The following is a 21,634-nucleotide window of genomic DNA, read 5'->3' on the forward strand; positions in this document are numbered from 1 at the left end:
AAGCGCTGGGGTGCTGGGGCGTCGTGCGCCTCTTGCGCCCTCTGGTCAACCTGACTCACTCGATCGAGTGAGTTTCATATGAGAATCATTGGGTGGGGACGGTACCGCATGGCTCTGAGGGAGGAAGTGCTCCGAGCGACTTTGCCCGGTTAGGTTGCACCCATGAACGAGGATGTACGGCTGGTCGCCTGGGTGCGCGGACACGTCCAGGGCGTGGGTTTCCGCTGGTTCACCCGGGCCAAGGCGCTGGAGATCGGCGGACTGAGTGGTTTTGCTCTCAATCTGGCCGACGGACGGGTCCAGGTCGTCGCGGAAGGGGCCCGAGCGGGCTGTGAGGGGCTGCTCGGGTGGCTCCTGGGCGACGACACGCCCGGGCGGGTGGACGGCGTCACCGAGATATGGGACACACCGCGCGGCGGCTACGACGGCTTCGCGATCCGCTGAGGAACGCACGCGGAGCGGCCCGGAACGGGCGCCGGTACATGCCAACGGCACCTGCCCCAGTGAAAAGGGGCAGGTGGTTGCCAAGAATTGCTTGCGGTGGAAGGCTCCGCACGTCAGGATGATCGCCACGCCCCGAGGGCCCCGCAGGAGTCGCAGCGCCGCCGTTCAGGCCGCGCGCCACCGGGATGCCCGCCAATACGGGGCGTGATCGTGTTGACCGTCAAACTTTTTGGTGAGACGCTGAAAGCACCCCGCGCACCTCAGCTGTTTGGCATGGATGAACGGCAGCACCACCAAGATCCTGGCAAGCACCGCGGGTGCGAATCCCTCACGACCCACACCGCTTCGGTCGGTCACTCATTGTGGAGGACCATCCATCATGGCAAAGGCGCTTCTCGGTTACGTCGGCGGCTCCGACCCGCGACTCCTCGCCGAGATGCGACGGCTCCAGCAGCGTGTACAGGACCTGGAATCCGAGCTCGGACGGATCCAGGCCGAGAACGACGCGCTGACGGCTGCCGCTTCTCACGAATCGCTTCTGGAGAGCATCGACGCACGCCAGGCGGAGCCTGCGCTCACCTGATCGCTGCACCGCTGCACAACGGCACACGCAGTGGTCGGGCGGCTCATCTCACCGCGTCGGACCGCTAAGTTGTCAGAGTTTGCAAGGGACGCTTCGGCGTCCCTTCTTTCTTTCCCCCGCCTCGTCTTTCCCGCCGTCGTCCTGCTCGCTCTTTTGCTTCCCCCGCGCACCCTTTCAGTCTCTTAACGTTTGGTGTGCCCTGCGCGTTCATGGGTGAAACCGCGGGTTCATGGAGTGAGACACCCCCGGAAGGTAGAGTCCAGCGCCGTGCACCTCAAGGCCCTGACCCTCCGGGGGTTCAAGTCGTTCGCCTCGGCGACCACGCTCAGGTTCGAACCGGGAATCACGTGCGTCGTCGGACCGAACGGCTCGGGCAAGTCCAACGTCGTGGACGCGCTCAGCTGGGTCATGGGCGAGCAGGGCGCGAAGTCGCTGCGCGGCGGCAAGATGGAGGACGTCATCTTCGCCGGCACCACCGGCCGCCCCCCGCTGGGCCGCGCCGAGGTGTCCCTGACCATCGACAACTCCGACGGGGCGCTGCCCATCGAGTACGCCGAGGTCACCATCACGCGGATCATGTTCCGCAACGGCGGCAGCGAATACCAGATCAACGGTGACACCTGCCGGCTCCTCGACATCCAGGACCTGCTGTCCGACTCCGGCATCGGCCGCGAGATGCACGTCATCGTCGGCCAGGGCCAGCTCGACTCCGTCCTGCACGCCGATCCCATGGGCCGCCGCGCCTTCATCGAGGAGGCCGCGGGCGTCCTCAAGCACCGCAAGCGCAAGGAGAAGGCGCTCAGGAAACTGGACGCGATGCAGGCCAACCTCGCGCGCGTGCAGGACCTGACCGACGAACTACGGCGTCAGCTCAAGCCCCTCGGCCGCCAGGCCGCCGTCGCCCGCCGCGCCGCCGTCATCCAGGCCGACCTGCGCGACGCCCGCCTGCGCCTCCTCGCCGACGATCTCGTACGACTGCGCGAGGCCCTCCGGACCGAGGTCGCCGACGAGGCCGCCCTCAAGGAGCGCAAGGAAGCCGCCGAGAAGGAACTGCGCAAGGCGCTCCAGCGGGAGGCCCTCCTGGAGGACGAGGTCCGCCGGCTCGCACCGCGCCTCCAGCGTGCCCAGCAGACCTGGTACGAGCTGTCCCAGCTCGCCGAACGCGTCCGCGGCACGATCTCGCTCGCCGACGCACGCGTGAAGAGCGCCACCTCCGCGCCGCCCGAGGAACGCCGCGGCCGCGAGCCCGAGGACATGGAGCGCGAGGCCGCCCGGGTCCGAGAGCAGGAGGCCGAGCTGGAGGCCGCCCTCGAAGCGGCCCAGCACGCGCTCGACGACACCGTCTCCCACCGCGCCGACCTGGAGCGGGAGCTCGCCGTCGAGGAACGGCGGCTGAAGGACGTCGCCCGGTCCATCGCCGACCGCCGTGAGGGCCTGGCCCGGCTGAACGGCCAGGTCAACGCGGCCCGTTCGCGTGCCGCCTCCGCCCAGGCCGAGATCGACCGGCTCGCCGCCGCCCGCGACGAGGCCCAGGAGCGGGCCGTCACCGCGCAGGAGGAGTACGAGGAGCTCAAGGCCGAGGTCGACGGCCTCGACGCGGGTGACCAGGAGCTCGGGGAACAGCACGAGGCGGCCAAGCAGCGGCTCGTCGAGGCGGAGGCCGCTCTCAGCGCCGCCCGCGAGGCGCTCACGGGGGCCGAACGCAGACGCGCCGCGACCCAGGCCCGCCACGAGACCCTGGCGATGGGCCTGCGGCGCAAGGACGGCACGGGCGCGCTGCTCGGCGCGCGGGACCGGCTGAGCGGACTGCTGGGTCCGGCGGCCGAACTGCTGACGGTGACGCCGGGGTACGAGGTCCCCCTCGCGGCGGCCTTCGGGGCGGCCGCGGACGCCCTCGCCGTGACCGGTCCGGCCGCGGCCGCCGAGGCCATCCGCCTGCTGCGCAAGCAGGACGGGGGCCGGGCGGCGCTGCTGCTGAGCGCTGCTCCGGACGACGTACCCCAGGAGCCGCGGGAGACCGAAGGACCGCGGTACGCCGCCGACCTCGTGCGAGGCCCCGCCGATCTGCTGCCCGCCGTACGGCGTCTCCTGCGGGGGATCGTCGTCGTCGGCACGCTGGAGGACGCCGAGGAGGTCGTCTACGCCAGGCCCGATCTCACCGCCGTCACCGCCGAGGGCGACCTGCTGGGGGCACACTTCGCGCACGGCGGGTCCGCCGGGGCGCCCAGTCTGCTGGAGGTTCAGGCGTCCGTCGACGAGGCAGCCGCCGAGCTCGAGGAGCTGGCCGTGCGGTGCGAGGAGTTGACCCGGGCGCAGCTCGCGGCGGGGGAGCGGCGCAAGGAGTGTGCCGCGCTCGTCGAGGAGTCGGGGGAGCGGCGACGGGCCGCCGACCGGGAGAAGTCGGCCGTGGCCCAGCAGCTCGGGCGGCTCGCGGGACAGGCGCGGGGCGCCGCCGGTGAGGCCGAGCGGTCCACTGCGGCCGCGGCGCGGGCGCAGGAGGCGCTGGACCGGGCCGTGGAAGAGGCCGAGGAACTGGCCGAACGGCTGGCCGTGGCCGAGGAGATGCCGGTCGAGGAGGAGCCCGACACCTCCGCGCGCGACCGGCTCGCCGCGGACGGGGCCAACGCCCGGCAGACCGAGATGGAGGCGCGGCTCCAGGTCCGTACGCACGAGGAGCGGGTGAAGGGGCTGGCCGGACGGGCCGATTCGCTGGACCGGGCCGCGCGGGCGGAACGCGAGGCACGCGCGCGTGCCGAGCAGCGGCGGGAGCGGCTGCGGCACGAGGCCGCCGTCGCGGAGGCCGTCGCCTCCGGTGCGCGCCAACTGCTCACCCATGTCGAGGTGTCCCTCGGGCGGGCCGAGGCGGAGCGGGTCGCCGCCGATGCCGCCAAGGCGCGGCGCGAGCAGGAACTGGCCGCCGCCCGCACCGCCGGGCGCGACCTCAAGGCCGAGCTGGACAAGCTGACGGACTCGGTCCACCGGGGCGAGGTGCTCGGCGCCGAGAAGCGGATGCGGATCGAGCAGCTGGAGACCAAGGCGCTGGAGGAGCTGGGGGTGGAGCCCGCGGGGCTCGTCTCCGAGTACGGGCCCCACCAGCCGGTGCCGCCCTCGCCGCCCGCCGAGGGCGAGGTGCTGCCGGAGGACCCCGAGGACCCGCGCAACCAGCCGAGGCGTTTCCTGCGGGCCGAGCAGGAGAAGCGGCTGCGGGCGGCGGAACGCGCCTATCAGCAGCTCGGCAAGGTGAACCCGCTTGCCCTGGAGGAGTTCTCCGCGCTGGAGGAGCGGCACAAGTTCCTCAGCGAGCAGCTGGAGGACCTCAAGAAGACCCGTGCCGACCTCCTTCAGGTCGTGAAGGAGGTCGACGAGCGGGTCGAGCAGGTCTTCACCGAGGCGTTCCGGGACACCGCACGGCAGTTCGAGGGCGTCTTCAGCCGGCTCTTCCCGGGTGGCGAGGGGCGGTTGATCCTGACCGACCCCGACAACATGCTCACCACGGGCGTCGACGTCGAGGCCCGTCCGCCCGGCAAGAAGGTCAAGCGGCTCAGCCTGCTCTCCGGTGGCGAGCGGTCGCTGACCGCCGTCGCCATGCTGGTGTCGATCTTCAAGGCCCGGCCCAGCCCGTTCTATGTCATGGACGAGGTCGAGGCGGCCCTCGACGACACCAACCTGCAGCGGCTGATCCGGATCATGCAGGAGCTCCAGGAGTCCTCGCAGCTGATCGTGATCACGCACCAGAAGCGCACGATGGAGGTCGCCGACGCACTGTACGGCGTGTCCATGCAGGGCGATGGTGTGTCGAAGGTCATCAGCCAGCGCCTGCGCTGAGCGGCCCGGAGCGGGGTACCAGAAACCAAGCTCCGAGCGTTTCTTCAAGAGTTGAACACATGCTCCTCACGTGCGCGCTGAAACGTCACAGTCAGACCCTCTTGACTTCGACACTTGAAGGCATAGTCTCGGCACCGTTGCTTTTACCTTCAGGTACCACCTATCTGGAGGTGTTGATCCCGTCGGCGGCGTTGCCGGCGGCCCGAGGAGTTGAACGTGACCAGCACAGAGCAGGCGCAAAAGTCAGGAGCCGGGACGGCTCACCCCGATCATCTCGGGCACGTCATCTTCATCGCGGCGGCGGCCGCGATGGGCGGGTTCCTCTTCGGCTACGACAGCTCCGTGATCAACGGCGCGGTCGAGGCCATCCGGGACCGCTACGACGTCGGCTCCGCGGCCCTGGCGCAGGTCATCGCCATCGCCCTGATCGGCTGTGCGATCGGCGCCGCGACTGCCGGCCGCATCGCGGACCGCATCGGCCGTATCCGCGTCATGCAGATCGCCGCCGTGCTGTTCACCGTCAGCGCCGTCGGCTCGGCGCTGCCCTTCGCGCTGTGGGACTTCGCCGCGTGGCGGGTCGTCGGCGGCTTCGCCATCGGCATGGCCTCCGTCATCGGCCCCGCCTACATCGCGGAGGTCGCCCCGCCCGCCTACCGCGGCCGCCTCGGGTCCTTCCAGCAGGCCGCGATCGTCATCGGCATCGCGATCTCGCAGCTGGTCAACTGGGGTCTGCTGAACGCCGCCGGCGGCGACCAGCGCGGCAAGCTCATGGGCCTGGAGGCCTGGCAGGTCATGCTGGGCGTCATGGTGGTCCCGGCCGTCCTCTACGGCCTGCTGTCCTTCGCGATCCCCGAGTCCCCGCGCTTCCTGATCTCCGTCGGCAAGTACGAGCGGGCCCGCGACATCCTCGAAGAGGTCGAGGGCGAGAAGATCGACCTCGACGCCCGCGTCGCCGAGATCGAGCACGGGATGAAGAGCGAGCACAAGTCCACCTTCAAGGACCTGCTCGGCGGCAGCTTCTTCTTCAGGCCGATCGTCTGGGTCGGCATCGGCCTGTCGGTCTTCCAGCAGTTCGTCGGCATCAACGTCGCGTTCTACTACTCCTCGACGTTGTGGCAGTCGGTCGGCGTCGACCCGACGGACTCGTTCTTCTACTCCTTCACCACGTCGATCATCAACATCATCGGCACCGTGATCGCGATGATCTTCGTGGACCGTGTCGGCCGCAAGCCGCTGGCCCTCATCGGCTCGGTCGGCATGGTCGTCGGCCTCGGGCTGGAGGCCTGGGCGTTCTCCTTCGACCTGGTCGACGGCAAGCTCCCGGCCACCCAGGGCTGGATCGCCCTGATCGCCGCCCACGTCTTCGTCCTCTTCTTCGCCCTGTCCTGGGGCGTGGTCGTCTGGGTCTTCCTCGGCGAGATGTTCCCCAACCGGATCCGCGCCGCCGCCCTCGGCGTGGCCGCGTCCGCGCAGTGGATCGCCAACTGGGCCATCACCGCGAGCTTCCCCTCGCTGGCCGACTGGAACCTCTCCGCGACCTACGTGATCTACACGGCCTTCGCCGCGCTCTCCATCCCGTTCGTCCTCAAGTACGTCAAGGAGACGAAGGGCAAGTCGCTGGAGGAGATGGGCTGAGCCTCCCGAGGAGGCCCCTGAACTCGAGGAGCCGGGCCACATCCCCGCTGCCCGCTCCTCGATACCCGTAGGACGCGCTGCCCCGGCTCACCCGTCGAGCCGGGGCAGCACGTTCTCGCAGAACAGGCGCAGTCCCCGCCACCCCTCCGCCGTCGGCATCCCGCCGGCCAGCGGATGCAGGACGAGGTTGTCGAGCCCCTGCGCCACACACTCGTCCGGCGTGAGGATCCGGTAGACCCCCTCGTCCCGGAGCTCCCGGACGCTGCCCGCCGCCGACCGCACCGCCGAGCGGATCTCGCCGGACTGCCAGGAGGCGTACGTCCGTGCCTCGTGCAGGAAGTGCTCGCCGTACTCGGCCCACGCCCGGTCCGGATCCTCGGCGATGTGCAGCAGCGGGGTCTCGGCGGCCGGCATCATCGTCCAGCCGTCCGTGCCGTACTCCACGAGCCGCTCCTTGTAGTACGCCTCCAGCTCCGGAAGGTGCGCGCTGGGGAAGAAGGGCAGGCCGAGCCGGGCGGCCCGGCGGGCGGCCGCCTTCGAGGAGCCGCCGACCAGCAGCAGGGGGTGCGGTGCCGAGGACGGACGCGGGGTGACCCGTACGGTACGTCCCCGGTACTCGAACTCCTCGCCCGTCCAGGCCTTGAGCAGGGTTTCGAGAAGCTCGTCCTGGAGCCGCCCGCGCCGCTTCCAGTCCACCCCCGCCCGGTCGTACTCCTCGGGCCGGTACCCGATCCCGGCGACCGTGACCAGCCGGCCGCCGCTCAGCAGGTCGAGCACCGCGATGTCCTCGGCCAGCCGCAGCGGGTCGTGCAGCGGACCGATCACCGCCGAGACCGTGACCACGAGCCGCCGGGTCGCGCCGAGCACGGCGCCCGCGAAGGCGAACGGCGACGGCAACCAGTTGTTCTCTGCCCCGTGATGCTCCTCGGTCTGCACGGTCGTGACCCCGCACTCGTCGGCGTACGCGGCCATCTCCAGAGCGGCCCGGTACCGCACACCGAGCTCGGCCGGGGTCGCGCCGGGAGCGACGAGGTTGAAACGGACGACGGTGACGGGCATGGGAGGCCCCCTTCGGCGGATGTGGGGGACCGTAGCTGACGATGTGTCAGATGGCCATGGGTCGGTACGAGCCGGCTGTACGCTCCGGCCATGACCCGAGCCGCCGTGCCGAGCGACCCGCGGGGCGAGGCCGAGCGGGGGCGCGTCGCCCTCTGGCTCGACCCCGACGACCTGCGGTGGCTCGCCGAGCACTGCTGCTGTCCCGCGGACGCGCCCGCGGAGGTCGAGGACCGCTGCCTGCGCCTGCGCTTCCGGGCGAGGGCCGCGCTGCACAAGAGCGGGTCGACGGACTGACGCGCGGCCGGGTCGCCACCCGCACCGGCGGGGAGGGGTCACGCATACTGGACGCGTTATGGAAACCGTCATCCTTGCTGTAGTCATCGCCGTGGTCGTGCTCGGTGTGCTCGGCGGGCTCGTGGTCGGCAGCCGACGGAAGAAGTCGCTGCCCCCGCCGCCCCCCTCCGCGCCCGACATCACCGCCCCTCCGGCCGAGCCGCACGTCGGCGACGAGGCCGAGACGCCGCGCGACGAACCGCGCCGCACGATAGAGGAGGTGGATCTTCCCGACGGCGGCTCGACCGGCACCGCCGTCGAGGAACCGCCCGTCGCCCCCCCTCTCGAGGTTCCCGAGCTCGAGGTCCCGGAACCCACCGAGGGGCGGCTGGTCCGCCTTCGCGCCCGCCTGTCCCGCTCGCAGAACGCCCTCGGCAAGGGCCTGCTCACGCTGCTCTCCCGCGAGCACCTCGACGAGGACACCTGGGAGGAGATCGAGGACACGCTGCTCACCGCCGACGTCGGCGTGCAGCCCACCCAGGAGCTGGTCGAGCGGCTGCGCGAGCGCGTCAGGGTGCTCGGCACCCGCACCCCCGAGGAGCTGCGCAGTCTGCTGCGCGAGGAGCTGCTCACCCTGGTCGGCACCGAGGTCGACCGCACCGTGAAGACCGAGCCCGAGGAGCGCAAGCCGGGCATCGTGATGGTCGTCGGGGTCAACGGCACCGGCAAGACCACCACCACCGGCAAGCTCGCGCGCGTGCTCGTGGCCGACGGGCGGACCGTCGTCCTCGGCGCCGCCGACACCTTCCGCGCCGCAGCCGCCGACCAGCTCCAGACCTGGGGCGAGCGCGTCGGCGCGCACACCGTGCGCGGTCCGGAGGCGGGCGACCCCGCCTCCGTCGCGTTCGACGCGGTGAAGGAGGGCAAGGAGATGGGGGTGGACGTCGTCCTCATCGACACCGCGGGGCGGCTGCACACCAAGACCGGGCTCATGGACGAGCTCGGCAAGGTCAAGCGGGTCGTCGAGAAGCACGCGCCGCTCGACGAGGTGCTGCTCGTCCTCGACGCCACCACCGGGCAGAACGGTCTCGTCCAGGCCCGTGTCTTCGCCGAGGTAGTGAACATCACCGGCATCGTCCTGACCAAGCTGGACGGCACGGCGAAGGGCGGCATCGTGATCGCGGTCCAGCGCGAGCTGGGCGTCCCGGTCAAGCTGATCGGACTCGGCGAGGGCGCGGACGACCTGGCGCCCTTCGAGCCCGAGGCCTTCGTGGATGCCCTTATCGGCGACTGAGGGCCATCGGCCACCGCGCCTGGACCGCAACCATCCGTCGAGGTCCCACGACGGAGCTCAGCCAGATCCGCGAGAGCGGCGCCGGTCCAGGCGCAGAAAAGCGAGAAGCGCCCGCCCCCAGGTGCAGTGGGAGCGGGCGCTCGGCTGTGTGCGCGCCTGACGGTCAGGCGCGCGACCGGTGGGCCAGATAGGCCAGGGTGCCCAGCAGCAGGCGGGCCTCCGGCGGGCGGGTGGCCGAGTCCAGTGCGGGCGGGCGAAGCCAGCGCACCGGGCCGAGCCCGCCGCGGTCGGAGGGCGGGGCCGTGATGCAGGTGCCGGGGCCGAGGCCGCGCAGATCCAGGGCGGTCGGGTCGTCCCAGCCCATGCGGTAGAGCAGGCCGGCCAGTTCGGCGGCGGCGCCGGGGGCGACGAAGAACTGGGTGCGGCCCTCGGGGGTGGCGGTGACCGGGCCGAGGGGGAGACCCATGCGCTCCAGCCGGACCAGGGCGCGACGGCCGGCGGGCTCGGCGACGTCGATCACGTCGAAGGCGCGCCCGACGGGCAGCATGACCGCGGCACCCGGGAACTCCGACCAGGTCCTGCTCACCTCGTCGAGCGTGGCCCCGGCGGGGACCCGGGGCGCGAACGCCAGGGGATGCGCGCCGGGTTCGCGGCAGTCGGAGCGCCCGCACGAGCAGACGCCGGCCGCGGCCCGCGCGCCGGGCACCGCGTCCCAGCCCCACAGTCCCGTGAACTCGGCGACGGCGGTGCACTCGGACGAGCGACCGCGCCTGCGCGCGCCGGAGCGGATCTCGCGAATGCCGCCGATCGTGAAGCCCATGCCCCCTCCAACGGGTTCGACGCGCCGATGGTTACGCAGCGATCGATCGTCGTGACTCTGTGTGCTTCTGCTTCCCGTCGACCGCTCGCTCCAGGCGGCGTCTGGAAGCGCTCCGGGTGGTGTGTCGGGCGGTGCGCGCCCCTGAGTGCTTCGCTCCGCTCACTCCCGGCTGTCCTATGTCAAGTGAATCGCGTACGAGCCACCGGGAGTTCATTCGAAGGGGTGGCGAATGGTGGCGTTTCCGGGATCCTCGTGGCCGGAGCCGTGATCGTAGGATTACTTTGAGTGTGCGGGTCCTGGAGGCACATGCGCTTGTGGGTATGCCGGAGGCAAGTCGGCTTTCCGTTCGAAGGGTGACAAGTACCGTACGGCGGGCCGTATTTACCGGCATTCTGATAAGGCTTGGCGCACTCAGTGACAAGTGGTCTCAGGGATGGGGGCGTTCCAGTGAGCGGCAACGGCGGAAGCGGAACCAACGCTGCGGGTGGGGACAAGCGCCCGAACGAGCTGCTCTCTTCGTGGTTCGTGCGCAGCGGCTGGTCGAAGGGCGAACTCGCCCGTCAAGTCAACCGCCGAGCGCGCCAGTTGGGTGCCAATCACATCTCCACGGACACCTCGCGCGTGCGTCGCTGGCTGGACGGCGAGAACCCCCGCGAGCCCATCCCGAGGATCCTGTCCGAGCTGTTCTCCGAGCGGTTCGGCTGTGTCGTCTCCGTCGAGGAACTCGGGCTGCGCGCCGCGCGCCAGGTGCCCTCCGTGACCGGTGTGGACCTGCCGTGGACGGCCCCGCAGACGGTGGCCCAGCTCAGCGAGTTCTCCCGCAGCGACCTGATGCTGGCGCGCCGCGGCTTCCTCGGGACCTCGCTCGCCCTGTGCGCGGGCCCGTCCCTCATCGAGCCCATGCAGCGCTGGCTCGTCCCCTCGCCGCCCGCCCCGCTCGAGGAACCGGACTCGATCCCGACCAGCCGGGCCCGCGGCCGGCTCTCCCGGCCCGAGCTGGACCTGCTGGAGTCCACCACCGTGATGTTCCGGCAGTGGGACGCCCAGTGCGGCGGCGGGCTGCGCCGCAAGGCGGTCGTCGGGCAGCTGCACGAGGTGACGGACCTCCTCCAGGAGCCGCAGCCCGAGTCCACCGCGAGGAGGCTCTTCAAGGTCGCCGCCGAACTGGCCGAGCTCGCGGGCTGGATGAGCTACGACGTGGGGCTCCAGCCCACCGCGCAGAAGTACTTCGTGCTCGCCCTGCACGCGGCGAAGGAGGCCGGTGACCGGCCGCTCGGCAGTTACGTGCTGTCCAGCATGAGCCGCCAGATGATCCACCTCGGCCGGCCCGAGGACGCCCTGGAACTGATCCACCTCGCGCAGTACGGCAGCCGGGACTGCGCGAGCCCGCGCACCCAGTCCATGCTGTATGCGATGGAGGCCCGCGCCTACGCCAACATGGGGCAGCCCGGCCGGTGCAAGCGGGCGGTGCGGATGGCCGAGGACACCTTCGCCGAGTCGGACGAGTGGGACGAGCCGGACCCCGACTGGATCCGCTTCTTCTCCGAGGCCGAGCTCTACGGCGAGAACAGTCACTCGTTCCGCGACCTCGCCTATGTGGCCGGCCGCAGCCCCACCTACGCCTCGCTGGCCGAGCCCCTGATGCGCAAGGCCGTGCAGCTGTTCGCGGGCGACCACGACCACCAGCGGTCGTATGTGCTGAACCTGATCGGCATGGCCACGGTGCACCTCCTCCAGCGCGAGCCCGAGCAGAGCGCCACCCTCGCCACCCAGGCCATGAAGCAGGCCAAGAAGGTGCGCTCCGAGCGCGTCAACACTCGTATCCGAAAGACCGTCGACAGCGCCGTACGCGATTTCGGGGATCTCTCCGAGGTCGTGGACCTGACCGAGCGCCTCACCATCGAGCTGCCGGAGACGGCCGAAGCGGTCTGATCCGGCTGATCCACCGAGCACAACCCTGGACTCCGGCCGCGGCCGGCCCTCCCGAACTGCCCGACTCGGCTCCCCCATGCCAGGTCATTCGGAAGGCCGCCCGCGGCCGGTTTATTGCGTTCTCCGAAGGTTGCGCCACGATAACGATCCACTCGACGAACATCAGCCAGTTCATCGAGGCGTAACGCACGAGGCGCCTTCGTCACAGCGGCGAAACAACGAGGGGCGTCCACCGAAACCGCGCTGCGCGAATCTCATGGCGCATAACCGGCCCACCCCTCACGACCCGCTCTGGCTTCGCCCGCACGGGGCCGTACCTACGACGAGGAGACGCCGATGGCAGCAGCCATCACGCTTGCGGCGGACGCACCCACGCTGTCGTCCGCGAACACAGGCTTCATGCTCATCTGTTCCGCCCTGGTGCTGATCATGACCCCGGGCCTCGCCTTCTTCTACGGAGGCATGGTCCGCGTCAAGAGCACGCTCAACATGCTGATGATGAGCTTCATCAGCATCGGGATCGTCACCATCCTGTGGGTGTTGTACGGCTTCTCCCTCGCTTTCGGCACCGACTCCGGCAGCCTCATCGGCTGGAACTCCGACTGGGTCGGTCTCAGCAACATCGGCCTGACGGAGCTGTGGGACGGCTACACCATCCCGATCTTCGTGTTCATGGTCTTCCAGATGATGTTCGCGATCATCACGCCCGCCCTGATAAGCGGTGCGCTGGCCGACCGCGTCAAGTTCTCCGCGTGGGCGCTGTTCGTCGCCCTGTGGGCCACGGTCGTCTACTTCCCGGTCGCGCACTGGGTCTGGGGCGCCGGCGGCTGGGCCTTCGAGCTGGGTGTCATCGACTTCGCCGGTGGTACGGCGGTGCACATCAACGCCGGTGCCGCGGCCCTCGGCGTGATCCTCGTCATCGGCAAGCGCGTCGGGTTCAAGAAGGACCCGATGCGCCCGCACAGCCTGCCGCTGGTCATGCTCGGCGCCGGTCTGCTGTGGTTCGGCTGGTTCGGCTTCAACGCCGGCTCGTGGCTCGGCAACGACGACGGCGTCGGCGCGCTGATGTTCGTCAACACGCAGGTCGCCACCGCCGCCGCCATGCTGGCCTGGCTCGTCTACGAGAAGATCCGGCACGGCGCGTTCACCACGCTGGGCGCCGCCTCCGGTGCGGTCGCCGGTCTGGTCGCCATCACCCCCTCGGGTGGTGCGGTCACCCCGCTCGGCGCGATCGCCGTCGGTGCCATCGCCGGTCTGCTGTGCGCCATGGCCGTCGGCCTGAAGTACAAGTTCGGCTACGACGACTCGCTCGACGTCGTCGGCGTCCACCTGGTCGGCGGTGTCGTCGGCTCCCTGCTGATCGGCTTCTTCGCCAGCGGCAAGGGCCAGTCCACGGCGACCGGTGTCTTCTACGGCGACCACTCCTTCGACCAGCTGTGGAAGCAGTGCGCCGGTGTCTTCGCGGTCCTCGCCTACTCGCTGGTGGTCTCCGCGATCCTCGCCTTCCTCCTCGACAAGACCATCGGCATGCGGGTCTCCGAGGACGACGAGGTGGCCGGCATCGACCAGGCCGAGCACGCCGAGACCGCATACGACTTCAGCGGGGCCGGCGGCGGCGCCGCCCGCACGACCGCCCTCCCGACCGCGGTCACCGACGCGAGCAAGAAGGTGGACGCATGAAGCTCATCACCGCCGTCGTGAAGCCCCACCGGCTCGACGAGATCAAGGAAGCCCTTCAGGCCTTCGGCGTCCACGGTCTGACGGTCACCGAGGCCAGCGGTTACGGTCGTCAGCGGGGACACACCGAGGTCTACCGCGGCGCCGAGTACACGGTCGACCTGGTTCCCAAGATCCGCATCGAGGTGCTGGCCGAGGACGACGACGCCGAGCAGTTGATCGACGTCATCGTCAAGGCGGCCCGTACCGGCAAGATCGGTGACGGCAAGGTCTGGTCCCTCCCGGTCGAGACGGCCGTAAGGGTCCGCACCGGCGAGCGCGGCCCGGACGCGCTCTGACGGCAGAACAGAACAGGAGTCGCTGGGTGACGAGTACGGACGTGCGCAAGGATGCAGAGGACTCGGGACCCAGCGGCTACGCGGCGGCCCGGCTGCGCCTCCTCACCGAGGGGGCGCGGTCCGGGCCGCCGCGCCGTTCCGCCCTCGCGGAACTGACCGACGACTGGCTGTCGGGGCTCTTCACGGCCGGTACCGAGGACCTGAAGGGCGTGTCCCTGGTCGCCGTCGGCGGCTACGGCCGGGGCGAGCTGTCCCCGCGCAGCGACCTGGACCTCCTCCTGCTGCACGACGGCGCCGACCCCAAGGCGGTCGCCGCCCTCGCCGACCGGCTCTGGTACCCCGTGTGGGACCTGGGCCTCGCTCTGGACCACTCCGTCCGCACCCCGGCCGAGGCCCGCAAGACCGCCGGGGAGGACCTCAAGGTCCAGCTCGGCCTCCTCGACGCCCGCCACCTCGTCGGCGACCCCGGTCTCACGGCGGGACTGCGTACGGCCGTCCTCGCCGACTGGCGCAACCAGTCGCCCAAGCGCCTCCCCGAGCTGCAGGAACTCTGCGTCGAGCGCGCCGAACGCCAGGGCGAGCTCCAGTACCTGCTGGAGCCGGACCTGAAGGAGGCGCGGGGCGGGCTCAGGGACGCCACCGCGCTGCGGGCCGTCGCCGCCTCCTGGCTGGCCGACGCGCCCCGCGAGGGCCTCGACGACGCCCGGCGCCGGCTCCTCGACGTGCGGGACGCCCTGCACCTGGCCACCGGCCGCGCCACCGACCGCCTGGCCCTCCAGGAACAGGACCAGGTGGCCGCCGAGCTGGGCCTGCTGGACGCCGACACGCTGCTGCGGCAGGTGTACGAGGCGGCCCGCGTCATTTCGTATGCGAGTGATGTCACCTGGCGCGAAGTGGGGCGCGTGCTGCGGTCACGCGCCGTGCGGCCACGGCTGCGCGCCATGCTGGGCGGCGGTGCCAAACCCGCCACCGAACGGTCCCCGCTGGCCGAAGGGGTGGTGGAACAGGACGGCGAGGTGGTGCTCGCCCGCGCCGCACGCCCCGAACGCGACCCCGTGCTCCCGCTGCGCGCCGCGGCCGCCGCCGCCCAGGCCGGTCTCCCGCTCTCCCTGCACGCCGTACGGCGCCTCGCCGCCACCGTGCGCCCGCTGCCCACGCCCTGGCCCGCCGAGGCCCGTGAGCAGCTCGTCACCCTGCTCGGCTCGGGCCAGCCCACCATCGAGGTCTGGGAGGCGCTGGAGGCCGAGGGCCTGATCACGCGGCTGCTGCCCGACTGGGAGCGGGTGCGCTGCCGCCCGCAGCGCAACGCCGTGCACATCTGGACCGTCGACCGGCACCTCATCGAGACCGCGGTCCGCGCCTCCGAGTTCACCCGCCGGGTCAGCCGCCCCGACCTTCTCCTGGTCTCCGCGCTGCTGCACGACATCGGCAAGGGCTGGCCCGGCGACCACTCGGTCGCGGGCGAGATCATCGCCAAGGACGTCGCCGCCCGGATCGGCTTCGACCGCGTCGACGTCGCCGTCCTCTCCACGCTCGTACGGCATCACCTGCTGCTCATCGAGACGGCCACCCGGCGCGACCTGGAGGACCCGGCCACGGTCCGCTCGGTCGCCGAGGCGGTCGGCTCGCAGAGCACCCTGGAGCTGCTGCACGCGCTCACCGAGGCGGACGCGCTGGCCACCGGCCCCGCCGCCTGGTCGTCCTGGCGGGGTTCGCTCGTGGCGGACCTGGTCAAGCGGGTGGCGGCGGTGCTCGCCGGGGACGAGCCGGACGAGCCCGACGCCGCCGCGCCCACCGCCGAGCAGGAACGGCTCGCCATCGAGGCGGTCGCCACCAGCAGCCCGGTGCTGGCCCTGCGCGCCCAGACCGAGCCCCCCACGGAGGACCGGCCGGCGGACGACCCCGAGCCGCTCGGTGTGGAACTGCTCATCGCCGTCCCCGACCAGGCGGGCGTGCTGCCCGCGGTGGCCGGCGTCCTCGCCATGCACCGGCTGACCGTCCGCACCGCCGAGCTGCGCGCCCTGGATCTGCCGACCGGGGTCGAGGGCACCGTCCTGCTGCTGAACTGGCGGGTCGCCGCCGAGTACGGCTCCCTGCCCCAGGCGGCCCGGCTGCGCGCCGACCTCGTACGCGCCCTGGACGGCTCGCTGGACATCGCCGGACGGCTCGCGGAACGGGACGCCGCCTATCCCCGCCGGCGGGGCGTGGTCGCGCCTCCGCCGCGGGTGACGGTGGCCCCGGCGGCCTCCCGGCACGCGACGGTCATCGAGGTACGCGCGCAGGACGCGCCGGGGCTGCTGTTCCGGATCGGCCGGGCCCTGGAGGACGAGGGACTGCGGGTCCGCAGCATGCACGTCTCGACCCTCGGCGCGAACGCCGTGGACGCCTTCTATGTCACCGGGGCCGAGGGTGCGCCGCTGCCGGGCGACGAGGCCGCCTCGGTGACCCGCAAGCTGGAGGAGACACTGCGGGCGTGACCGTGTGCCGCGTGGCACGCGTCCCCGCCCGCTGATTACAGCAGGCGGGGACGAATGTCTTGCGCGGCCGGATACCCTGGAAGACGCTCAGACTGCCCCCGACTCCGAGGACCGACGCCGCCGTGTTCGATACTCTTTCCGATCGCCTTTCAGCGACCTTCAAGAACTTGCGCGGCAAGGGGCGCTTGAGCGAAGCGGACATCGACGCCACGGCGCGCGAGATCCGCATCGCACTCCTCGAAGCGGACGTGGCCCTGCCGGTCGTCCGCACGTTCATCAAGAACGTCAAGGAACGCGCTCTCGGCGCCGATGTCTCCAAGGCGCTGAACCCCGCCCAGCAGGTCCTGAAGATCGTCAACGAGGAACTCGTCACGATCCTCGGTGGCGAGACCCGGCGGCTGCGGTTCGCCAAGCAGCCGCCGACCGTGATCATGCTCGCCGGTCTCCAGGGTGCCGGTAAGACCACCCTCGCCGGCAAGCTCGGCCGCTGGCTGAAGGAGCAGGGCCACTCGCCGCTGCTCGTCGCCTGTGACCTCCAGCGCCCCAACGCCGTCAACCAGCTCAGCGTCGTCGCCGAGCGCGCCGGCGTGGCCGTGTACGCCCCGCAGCCCGGTAACGGGGTGGGCGACCCGGTCCAGGTCGCCAAGGACTCGATCGAGTTCGCCAAGGTCAAGGTCCACGACATCGTGATCGTGGACACCGCCGGCCGTCTCGGCATCGACGCCGAGCTGATGCGGCAGGCCGCGGACATCCGCGACGCCGTCTCGCCCGACGAGATCCTCTTCGTCGTCGACGCGATGATCGGTCAGGACGCCGTCAACACGGCCGAGTCCTTCCGTGACGGCGTCGGCTTCGACGGTGTCGTGCTGTCGAAGCTCGACGGCGACGCCCGCGGTGGCGCGGCCCTGTCGATCGCCTCGGTGACCGGCAAGCCGATCATGTTCGCCTCGAACGGCGAGAAGCTCGACGAGTTCGACGCCTTCCACCCCGACCGGATGGCCTCCCGCATCCTCGACATGGGTGACCTGCTCACCCTGATCGAGCAGGCGGAGAAGACGTTCAGTCAGGAAGAGGCCGAGAAAATGGCCTCCAAGCTGGCGTCCAAGAAGGGCCAGGACTTCACCCTGGACGACTTCCTGGCCCAGATGGAGCAGGTCAGGAAGATGGGCAGCATCAGCAAGCTGCTCGGCATGCTGCCCGGCATGGGCCAGATCAAGGACCAGATCGCCAACCTCGACGAGCGTGACGTCGACCGTACGGCTGCGATCATCAAGTCGATGACCCCGGCCGAGCGCCACGAGCCGACGATCATCAACGGCTCGCGCCGCGCCCGTATCGCCAAGGGTTCCGGCGTCGAGGTCAGCGCGGTGAAGGGCCTGGTCGAGCGGTTCTTCGAGGCCCGCAAGATGATGTCCCGGATGGCCCAGGGCGGCGGCATGCCCGGGATGCCGGGGATGCCGGGCATGGGTGGCGGCGCCGGCCGGCAGAAGAAGCAGCCGAAGCAGGCCAAGGGCAAGCAGCGCTCCGGAAACCCGATGAAGCGCAAGCAGCAGGAGCTGGAGGAGGCCCAGCGCCGCGAGGCCCAGGCCCAGGGCGGCAACGCGCTCGGGCTGCCGCAGCAGGGCGCCCAGGACTTCGAGCTGCCGGACGAGTTCAAGAAGTTCATGGGCTGACGGCCCGCCGCAGGTGGCTCGGCGTCGAGCCGAGCCCGTCCGCACGCCCGTGTGGGGCGCTCTTCCGTTCGCGGAGGGGCGCCCCACACGGCGTAAGGACGGGAAGCGGCTGGGCGCACGGGCAGGCGGACGCGCACCGGCGCACGGGCGTCAGGCGGCCGGTGAAGGCCTACGGGGAGGCGTGGTCCTCGGGGGACGCGGGAGCTTCAGGGAGTCCGCGCGATCAGGTACCGGAACACGTTCGGCATCCACACCGTCCCGTCCGGGCGCCGGTAGGGGTGCAGCGCCTCGGTCAGTTCCTTGTCGACCTGCGCCTGGTCCGTCGCCGCGACCGCCGCGTCGAACAGTCCGGTGGACAGCAGGCCCTTGAGGGCGCTCTCCACGTCGGCGTACCCGAAGGGGCAGGCCACCCGCCCCGATCCGTCCGGCCTGAGTCCGGCCCGCCCGGCGACCTCCTCCAGGTCGTCGCGCAGCGCCGGGCGCAGCCGGACCGTGCTGCCGCGCAGCGGCTCGGCCAGCTTGGTCGCGATCCGCAGCACCGCGGACGTGGCGCAGCGTTCCGGGGGACCCCAGCCGACGAGCACCACCGGCGCCCCGCGCGCGGCGAGCGGTGTCGTGGCCGCGAGGAGACCGCCGAGCCCGTCCGCGTCGCCCGCGAGACACCCGATCGGCTCGAACGCGGTCACCAGGTCGTACGCGCGCGTGCCCGGGCCGGCCGAGTCCTTCGGTAACCGGTCCGTGAGGCGGATGCCGCCCCCGTCCCCGCGCGGGCCCGCGATCCGTTCCCCGGGCTCCTTCGGCTGCAGGCGCTCGCGCGCGAGGGCCAGCCGGTCGGGTGAGGAGGGTTCGACACCGGTGAGGGTCGCCGCGCCCCTGGAGGCCGCCATCAGCAGGGCGAGCCCCGAGCCGCAGCCGAGGGCGAGGAGCCTGGTGCCGGGCCCCACGTCCAGTCGCTCGTAGACGGCCTCGTAGAGCGGGACCAGCATCCGCTCCTGGATCTCCGACCAGTCACGCGCGCGTGCACCCGGGTCCGCGCGAGGCGTCGGCCCCGCGAGTGGCAGGTGCTGCCGCACGAGCGTAGGTGTCATGGATAAGCGCCCCAATCCGCCGAGAGTTGCCGCGATAACCGATCAGGTGGCCCCCGTGCAGTGCGCTCGCACTTCCCCCGTATGCCAGGTAACTCCCCGTACGCGACGGCGTCCAGGGGTCTCGGGCCCCCGCTTGTGCGCCGGCTGTGCCTGTGGCGAGAATTCACATTCCGGCAACTTGGGGCCGTACCATCGCGCCATGGCAAAGGCTCCCGTTCTCACCCCGCGGGCGGACGACTTCCCCCGCTGGTACCAGGATCTGATCAACAAGGCGGAACTGGCCGACAACGGACCAGTGCGCGGCACCATGGTGATCCGACCGTACGGTTACGGACTGTGGGAGCGGATGCAGGCGGAGATGGACGCCCGCATCAAGGAGACGGGCACCGAGAACGCGTACTTCCCGCTGCTGATCCCGCAGTCCTACCTCACGCGCGAGGCGGACCATGTCGAGGGATTCGCGCCCGAGTTGGCCGTGGTGACGCACGGGGGCGGCAAGGAGCTGGAGGAGCCGGCGGTCGTCCGACCCACCTCCGAGACCATCGTCAACGAGTACTTCTCCAAGTGGGTGCAGAGCTACCGCGATCTGCCCCTGCTGATCAACCAGTGGGCCAACGTGGTCCGTTGGGAGCTTCGGCCCCGCCTCTTCCTGCGGACCTCCGAGTTCCTCTGGCAGGAGGGGCACACCGCGCACGCCACGTACGAGGAGGCCCGCGACTTCGCCGCCCGCATCCAGCGCGAGGTCTACGGCGACTTCCTGGAGAACGTCCTCGCGATCGACTTCGTCTCCGGCCGCAAGACAGTCAAGGAGCGCTTCGCGGGCGCCGTCAACACCCTCACCCTCGAGAGCATGATGGGCGACGGCAAGGCCCTCCAGATGGTCACCAGCCACGAGCTGGGCCAGAACTTCGCCAAGGCCTTCAACACCCGGTACCTGACGAAGGAGGGCACCCAGGAACTGGTCTGGCAGACCTCCTGGGGTTCGACGACCCGCATGATCGGCGCCCTGGTGATGACCCACGGCGACGACGACGGGCTGCGGGTGCCGCCGCGGTTGGCCCAGATCCAGGTCGTCGTCCTCGCGATCAAGGGTGACGAGGCGGTTCTGGCCAAGGTCCGCGAGCTGGGCGACCGGCTGAAGGCGGCGGGGTTCCGCGTCCGGGTGGACGACCGCACCGACGTCCCCTTCGGGCGGCGCGCGGTCGACTGGGAGCTCAAGGGCGTGCCCGTCCGCGTCGAGATCGGACCCCGTGACCTGGAGAACGGCACCGCGATGCTGGCCCGGCGTATCCCGGGAGGCAAGGAGCCGGTGGCGATCGACGCGATCGAGGCCCTGCTGCCCGCCGTTCTCGAGGAGGACCAGGCGCTGCTGCTGAAGCAGTCCCGTGAGCGCCGCGAGTCCCGCACGACGGACGTCTCGACCATCGAGGAGGCGGCCGAGGCGGCCGTCGCCGGCGGCTGGGCGCGTGTCCCGTGGGCGACCCTCGGCGAAGAAGGCGAGGCCAGGCTGGCCGAGCAGTCGCTGACCGTGCGCTGTCTGGTCGCCGAGGACGGGTCGGTGCCGGACGACGGGGACGCCCCCGGTAACGTCGCGATCGTCGCGCGCGCTTACTGAGACGGCGCCCTCCGCTCGCGAGAGCGGCCGAAACGTCTCTTGCGCCCCTGCGGAACATCCCTACCCCGGCGTGCGGACATCGTCTACACGCCGGGTCGTACGTGGGCCTACGCACCACCTTGGGGGGAGCTGTGAGGCTTCTCCGCAGATCAGCGCACCCGCCCTCGTCAGGACGCATCAGCGGCAACTGACGGGTACGTGCAAATTATTTGGGATGGCCCGGAATAGGAACACAGGGGCACCCCCGCTCGTTGTCATTACGTGAGCACGACACAGACACCACCTGTTCTCGCCGCAGAGCTGGCAGAGGCGTGGGCCGACATTCAGCGGTACCACCCCGAACTGCCGGATCTTGCCGCGCCAGAGTCCCTGATCGGGGAGTCGTCGTCCGCCTGCGGTCACGAGCTCTCCTTCGAGCGACTGCTTCACGAGGCAGTCCATGGCATCGCCGCAGCCCGCGGCGTGCGCGACACCTCCCGCGCGGGCCGCTACCACAACCGCAGATTCCTCGCGATCGCCGAGGAACTGGGGCTGGACCACCCCGAGGAGCCCCACCCCAGCAGCGGTTTCTCCCTGGTCACGCTCAACCCCGAGGCCAAGCGGCGCTACCGCCCGACGATGGAGCGCCTCCAGCGGGCCCTCAAGGCCCATCTGGCGGCCACCTCCTCCGACACCACCCGCAGCTTCCGCGGCCCGGCGGCCCGGCACGGTTCCTCCGGCGGCGGTGTCCGGGTCAAGGCCGTGTGCGACTGCGGCCGCAACGTACGGGTCGTACCGTCGGTCCTCGCCCAGGCGCCGATCGTGTGCGGGGGCTGCGGCAAGCCGTTCCGGATCCCGGAGATCGCGGGCGCGGCCTAGGCACGTGCCGTCATGCACCGGCATCTCGTGGCTGCCGGTTCAG

The 21,634-nt window shown here is 71.0% G+C and carries 16 protein-coding genes; 13 read left to right on the forward strand and 3 right to left on the reverse strand.

Annotated elements, in window-relative coordinates; all coding sequences use genetic code 11:
* Positions 1-162: 162 nt before the first annotated feature.
* The 4 genes from OG736_RS30925 (at position 163) to OG736_RS30940 (ending at position 6,487) form a co-directional block, all read left to right on the forward strand.
* Positions 163-444: an acylphosphatase gene (locus OG736_RS30925; protein ID WP_327185277.1), complete on the forward strand. Its 282-nt coding sequence runs from the start codon at positions 163-165 to the stop codon at positions 442-444.
* A 379-nt stretch (positions 445-823) separates the two neighbouring features.
* Positions 824-1,027, forward strand: a complete 204-nt coding sequence (locus OG736_RS30930) for a hypothetical protein (RefSeq protein ID WP_020128723.1) — start codon at positions 824-826, stop codon at positions 1,025-1,027.
* 267 nt (positions 1,028-1,294) lie between these two features.
* Positions 1,295-4,852: a chromosome segregation protein SMC gene (smc, locus tag OG736_RS30935; RefSeq protein ID WP_327185278.1), complete on the forward strand. Its 3,558-nt coding sequence runs from the start codon at positions 1,295-1,297 to the stop codon at positions 4,850-4,852.
* A gap of 216 nt (positions 4,853-5,068) precedes the next feature.
* Positions 5,069-6,487, forward strand: coding sequence for a sugar porter family MFS transporter (locus OG736_RS30940; protein WP_327185279.1), 1,419 nt, complete (start codon positions 5,069-5,071; stop codon positions 6,485-6,487).
* Between the two features lie 87 nt (positions 6,488-6,574).
* Here the strand turns inward: OG736_RS30940 and OG736_RS30945 are convergent, their stop codons facing one another.
* Positions 6,575-7,546 (reverse strand): LLM class flavin-dependent oxidoreductase, encoded by a 972-nt coding sequence (locus tag OG736_RS30945; protein ID WP_327185280.1) that lies wholly within the window; start codon positions 7,544-7,546, stop codon positions 6,575-6,577.
* Between the two features lie 90 nt (positions 7,547-7,636).
* Between OG736_RS30945 and OG736_RS30950 the strand changes: the two genes are divergently transcribed.
* Entirely contained in the window at positions 7,637-7,840 is a 204-nt protein-coding gene (locus OG736_RS30950; RefSeq protein ID WP_327185281.1) for a hypothetical protein, read from the forward strand.
* Positions 7,841-7,898: 58 nt separating this feature from the next.
* Positions 7,899-9,113 (forward strand): signal recognition particle-docking protein FtsY, encoded by a 1,215-nt coding sequence (gene ftsY / locus OG736_RS30955; RefSeq protein WP_327185282.1) that lies wholly within the window; start codon positions 7,899-7,901, stop codon positions 9,111-9,113.
* Between the two features lie 163 nt (positions 9,114-9,276).
* On the opposite strand, the gene OG736_RS30960 is transcribed toward ftsY, so the two are convergent.
* Positions 9,277-9,933 (reverse strand): bifunctional DNA primase/polymerase, encoded by a 657-nt coding sequence (locus OG736_RS30960; RefSeq protein WP_327185283.1) that lies wholly within the window; start codon positions 9,931-9,933, stop codon positions 9,277-9,279.
* A 447-nt stretch (positions 9,934-10,380) separates the two neighbouring features.
* Here OG736_RS30960 and nsdA point away from each other — a divergent pair, with 447 nt between their 5' ends.
* The 5 genes from nsdA to ffh all read left to right on the forward strand — a co-directional run bounded on the left by nsdA (position 10,381) and on the right by ffh (position 18,030).
* Positions 10,381-11,865: a transcriptional repressor NsdA gene (nsdA, locus tag OG736_RS30965; protein ID WP_327185284.1), complete on the forward strand. Its 1,485-nt coding sequence runs from the start codon at positions 10,381-10,383 to the stop codon at positions 11,863-11,865.
* A 336-nt stretch (positions 11,866-12,201) separates the two neighbouring features.
* Positions 12,202-13,545, forward strand: a complete 1,344-nt coding sequence (locus tag OG736_RS30970; protein WP_327185285.1) for an ammonium transporter — start codon at positions 12,202-12,204, stop codon at positions 13,543-13,545.
* Positions 13,542-13,880: a P-II family nitrogen regulator gene (locus OG736_RS30975; RefSeq protein ID WP_003997576.1), complete on the forward strand. Its 339-nt coding sequence runs from the start codon at positions 13,542-13,544 to the stop codon at positions 13,878-13,880. Before OG736_RS30970 ends, OG736_RS30975 begins: the two co-directional genes overlap by 4 nt.
* A 26-nt stretch (positions 13,881-13,906) precedes the next feature.
* Positions 13,907-16,357: a [protein-PII] uridylyltransferase gene (locus OG736_RS30980; protein WP_327185286.1), complete on the forward strand. Its 2,451-nt coding sequence runs from the start codon at positions 13,907-13,909 to the stop codon at positions 16,355-16,357.
* Positions 16,358-16,479: 122 nt separating this feature from the next.
* Complete coding sequence (gene ffh, locus OG736_RS30985) at positions 16,480-18,030, forward strand: signal recognition particle protein (protein WP_028806666.1); 1,551 nt, start codon at positions 16,480-16,482, stop codon at positions 18,028-18,030.
* A 206-nt stretch (positions 18,031-18,236) separates the two neighbouring features.
* On the opposite strand, the gene OG736_RS30990 is transcribed toward ffh, so the two are convergent.
* Positions 18,237-19,118, reverse strand: coding sequence for a class I SAM-dependent methyltransferase (locus OG736_RS30990; RefSeq protein WP_327185287.1), 882 nt, complete (start codon positions 19,116-19,118; stop codon positions 18,237-18,239).
* A 199-nt stretch (positions 19,119-19,317) separates the two neighbouring features.
* Between OG736_RS30990 and proS the strand changes: the two genes are divergently transcribed.
* Both proS and OG736_RS31000 read left to right on the forward strand, forming a co-directional pair.
* A complete protein-coding gene (gene proS, locus OG736_RS30995; RefSeq protein WP_327185288.1) occupies positions 19,318-20,733 on the forward strand; it encodes a proline--tRNA ligase in 1,416 nt (471 codons plus the stop codon).
* 261 nt (positions 20,734-20,994) lie between these two features.
* A complete protein-coding gene (locus OG736_RS31000; RefSeq protein WP_327185289.1) occupies positions 20,995-21,591 on the forward strand; it encodes a hypothetical protein in 597 nt (198 codons plus the stop codon).
* Positions 21,592-21,634 lie beyond the last annotated feature (43 nt).

Origin of the sequence: Streptomyces sp. NBC_01334 (assembly GCF_035983595.1) — a bacterium.
Taxonomy (GTDB): domain Bacteria; phylum Actinomycetota; class Actinomycetes; order Streptomycetales; family Streptomycetaceae; genus Streptomyces; species Streptomyces coriariae.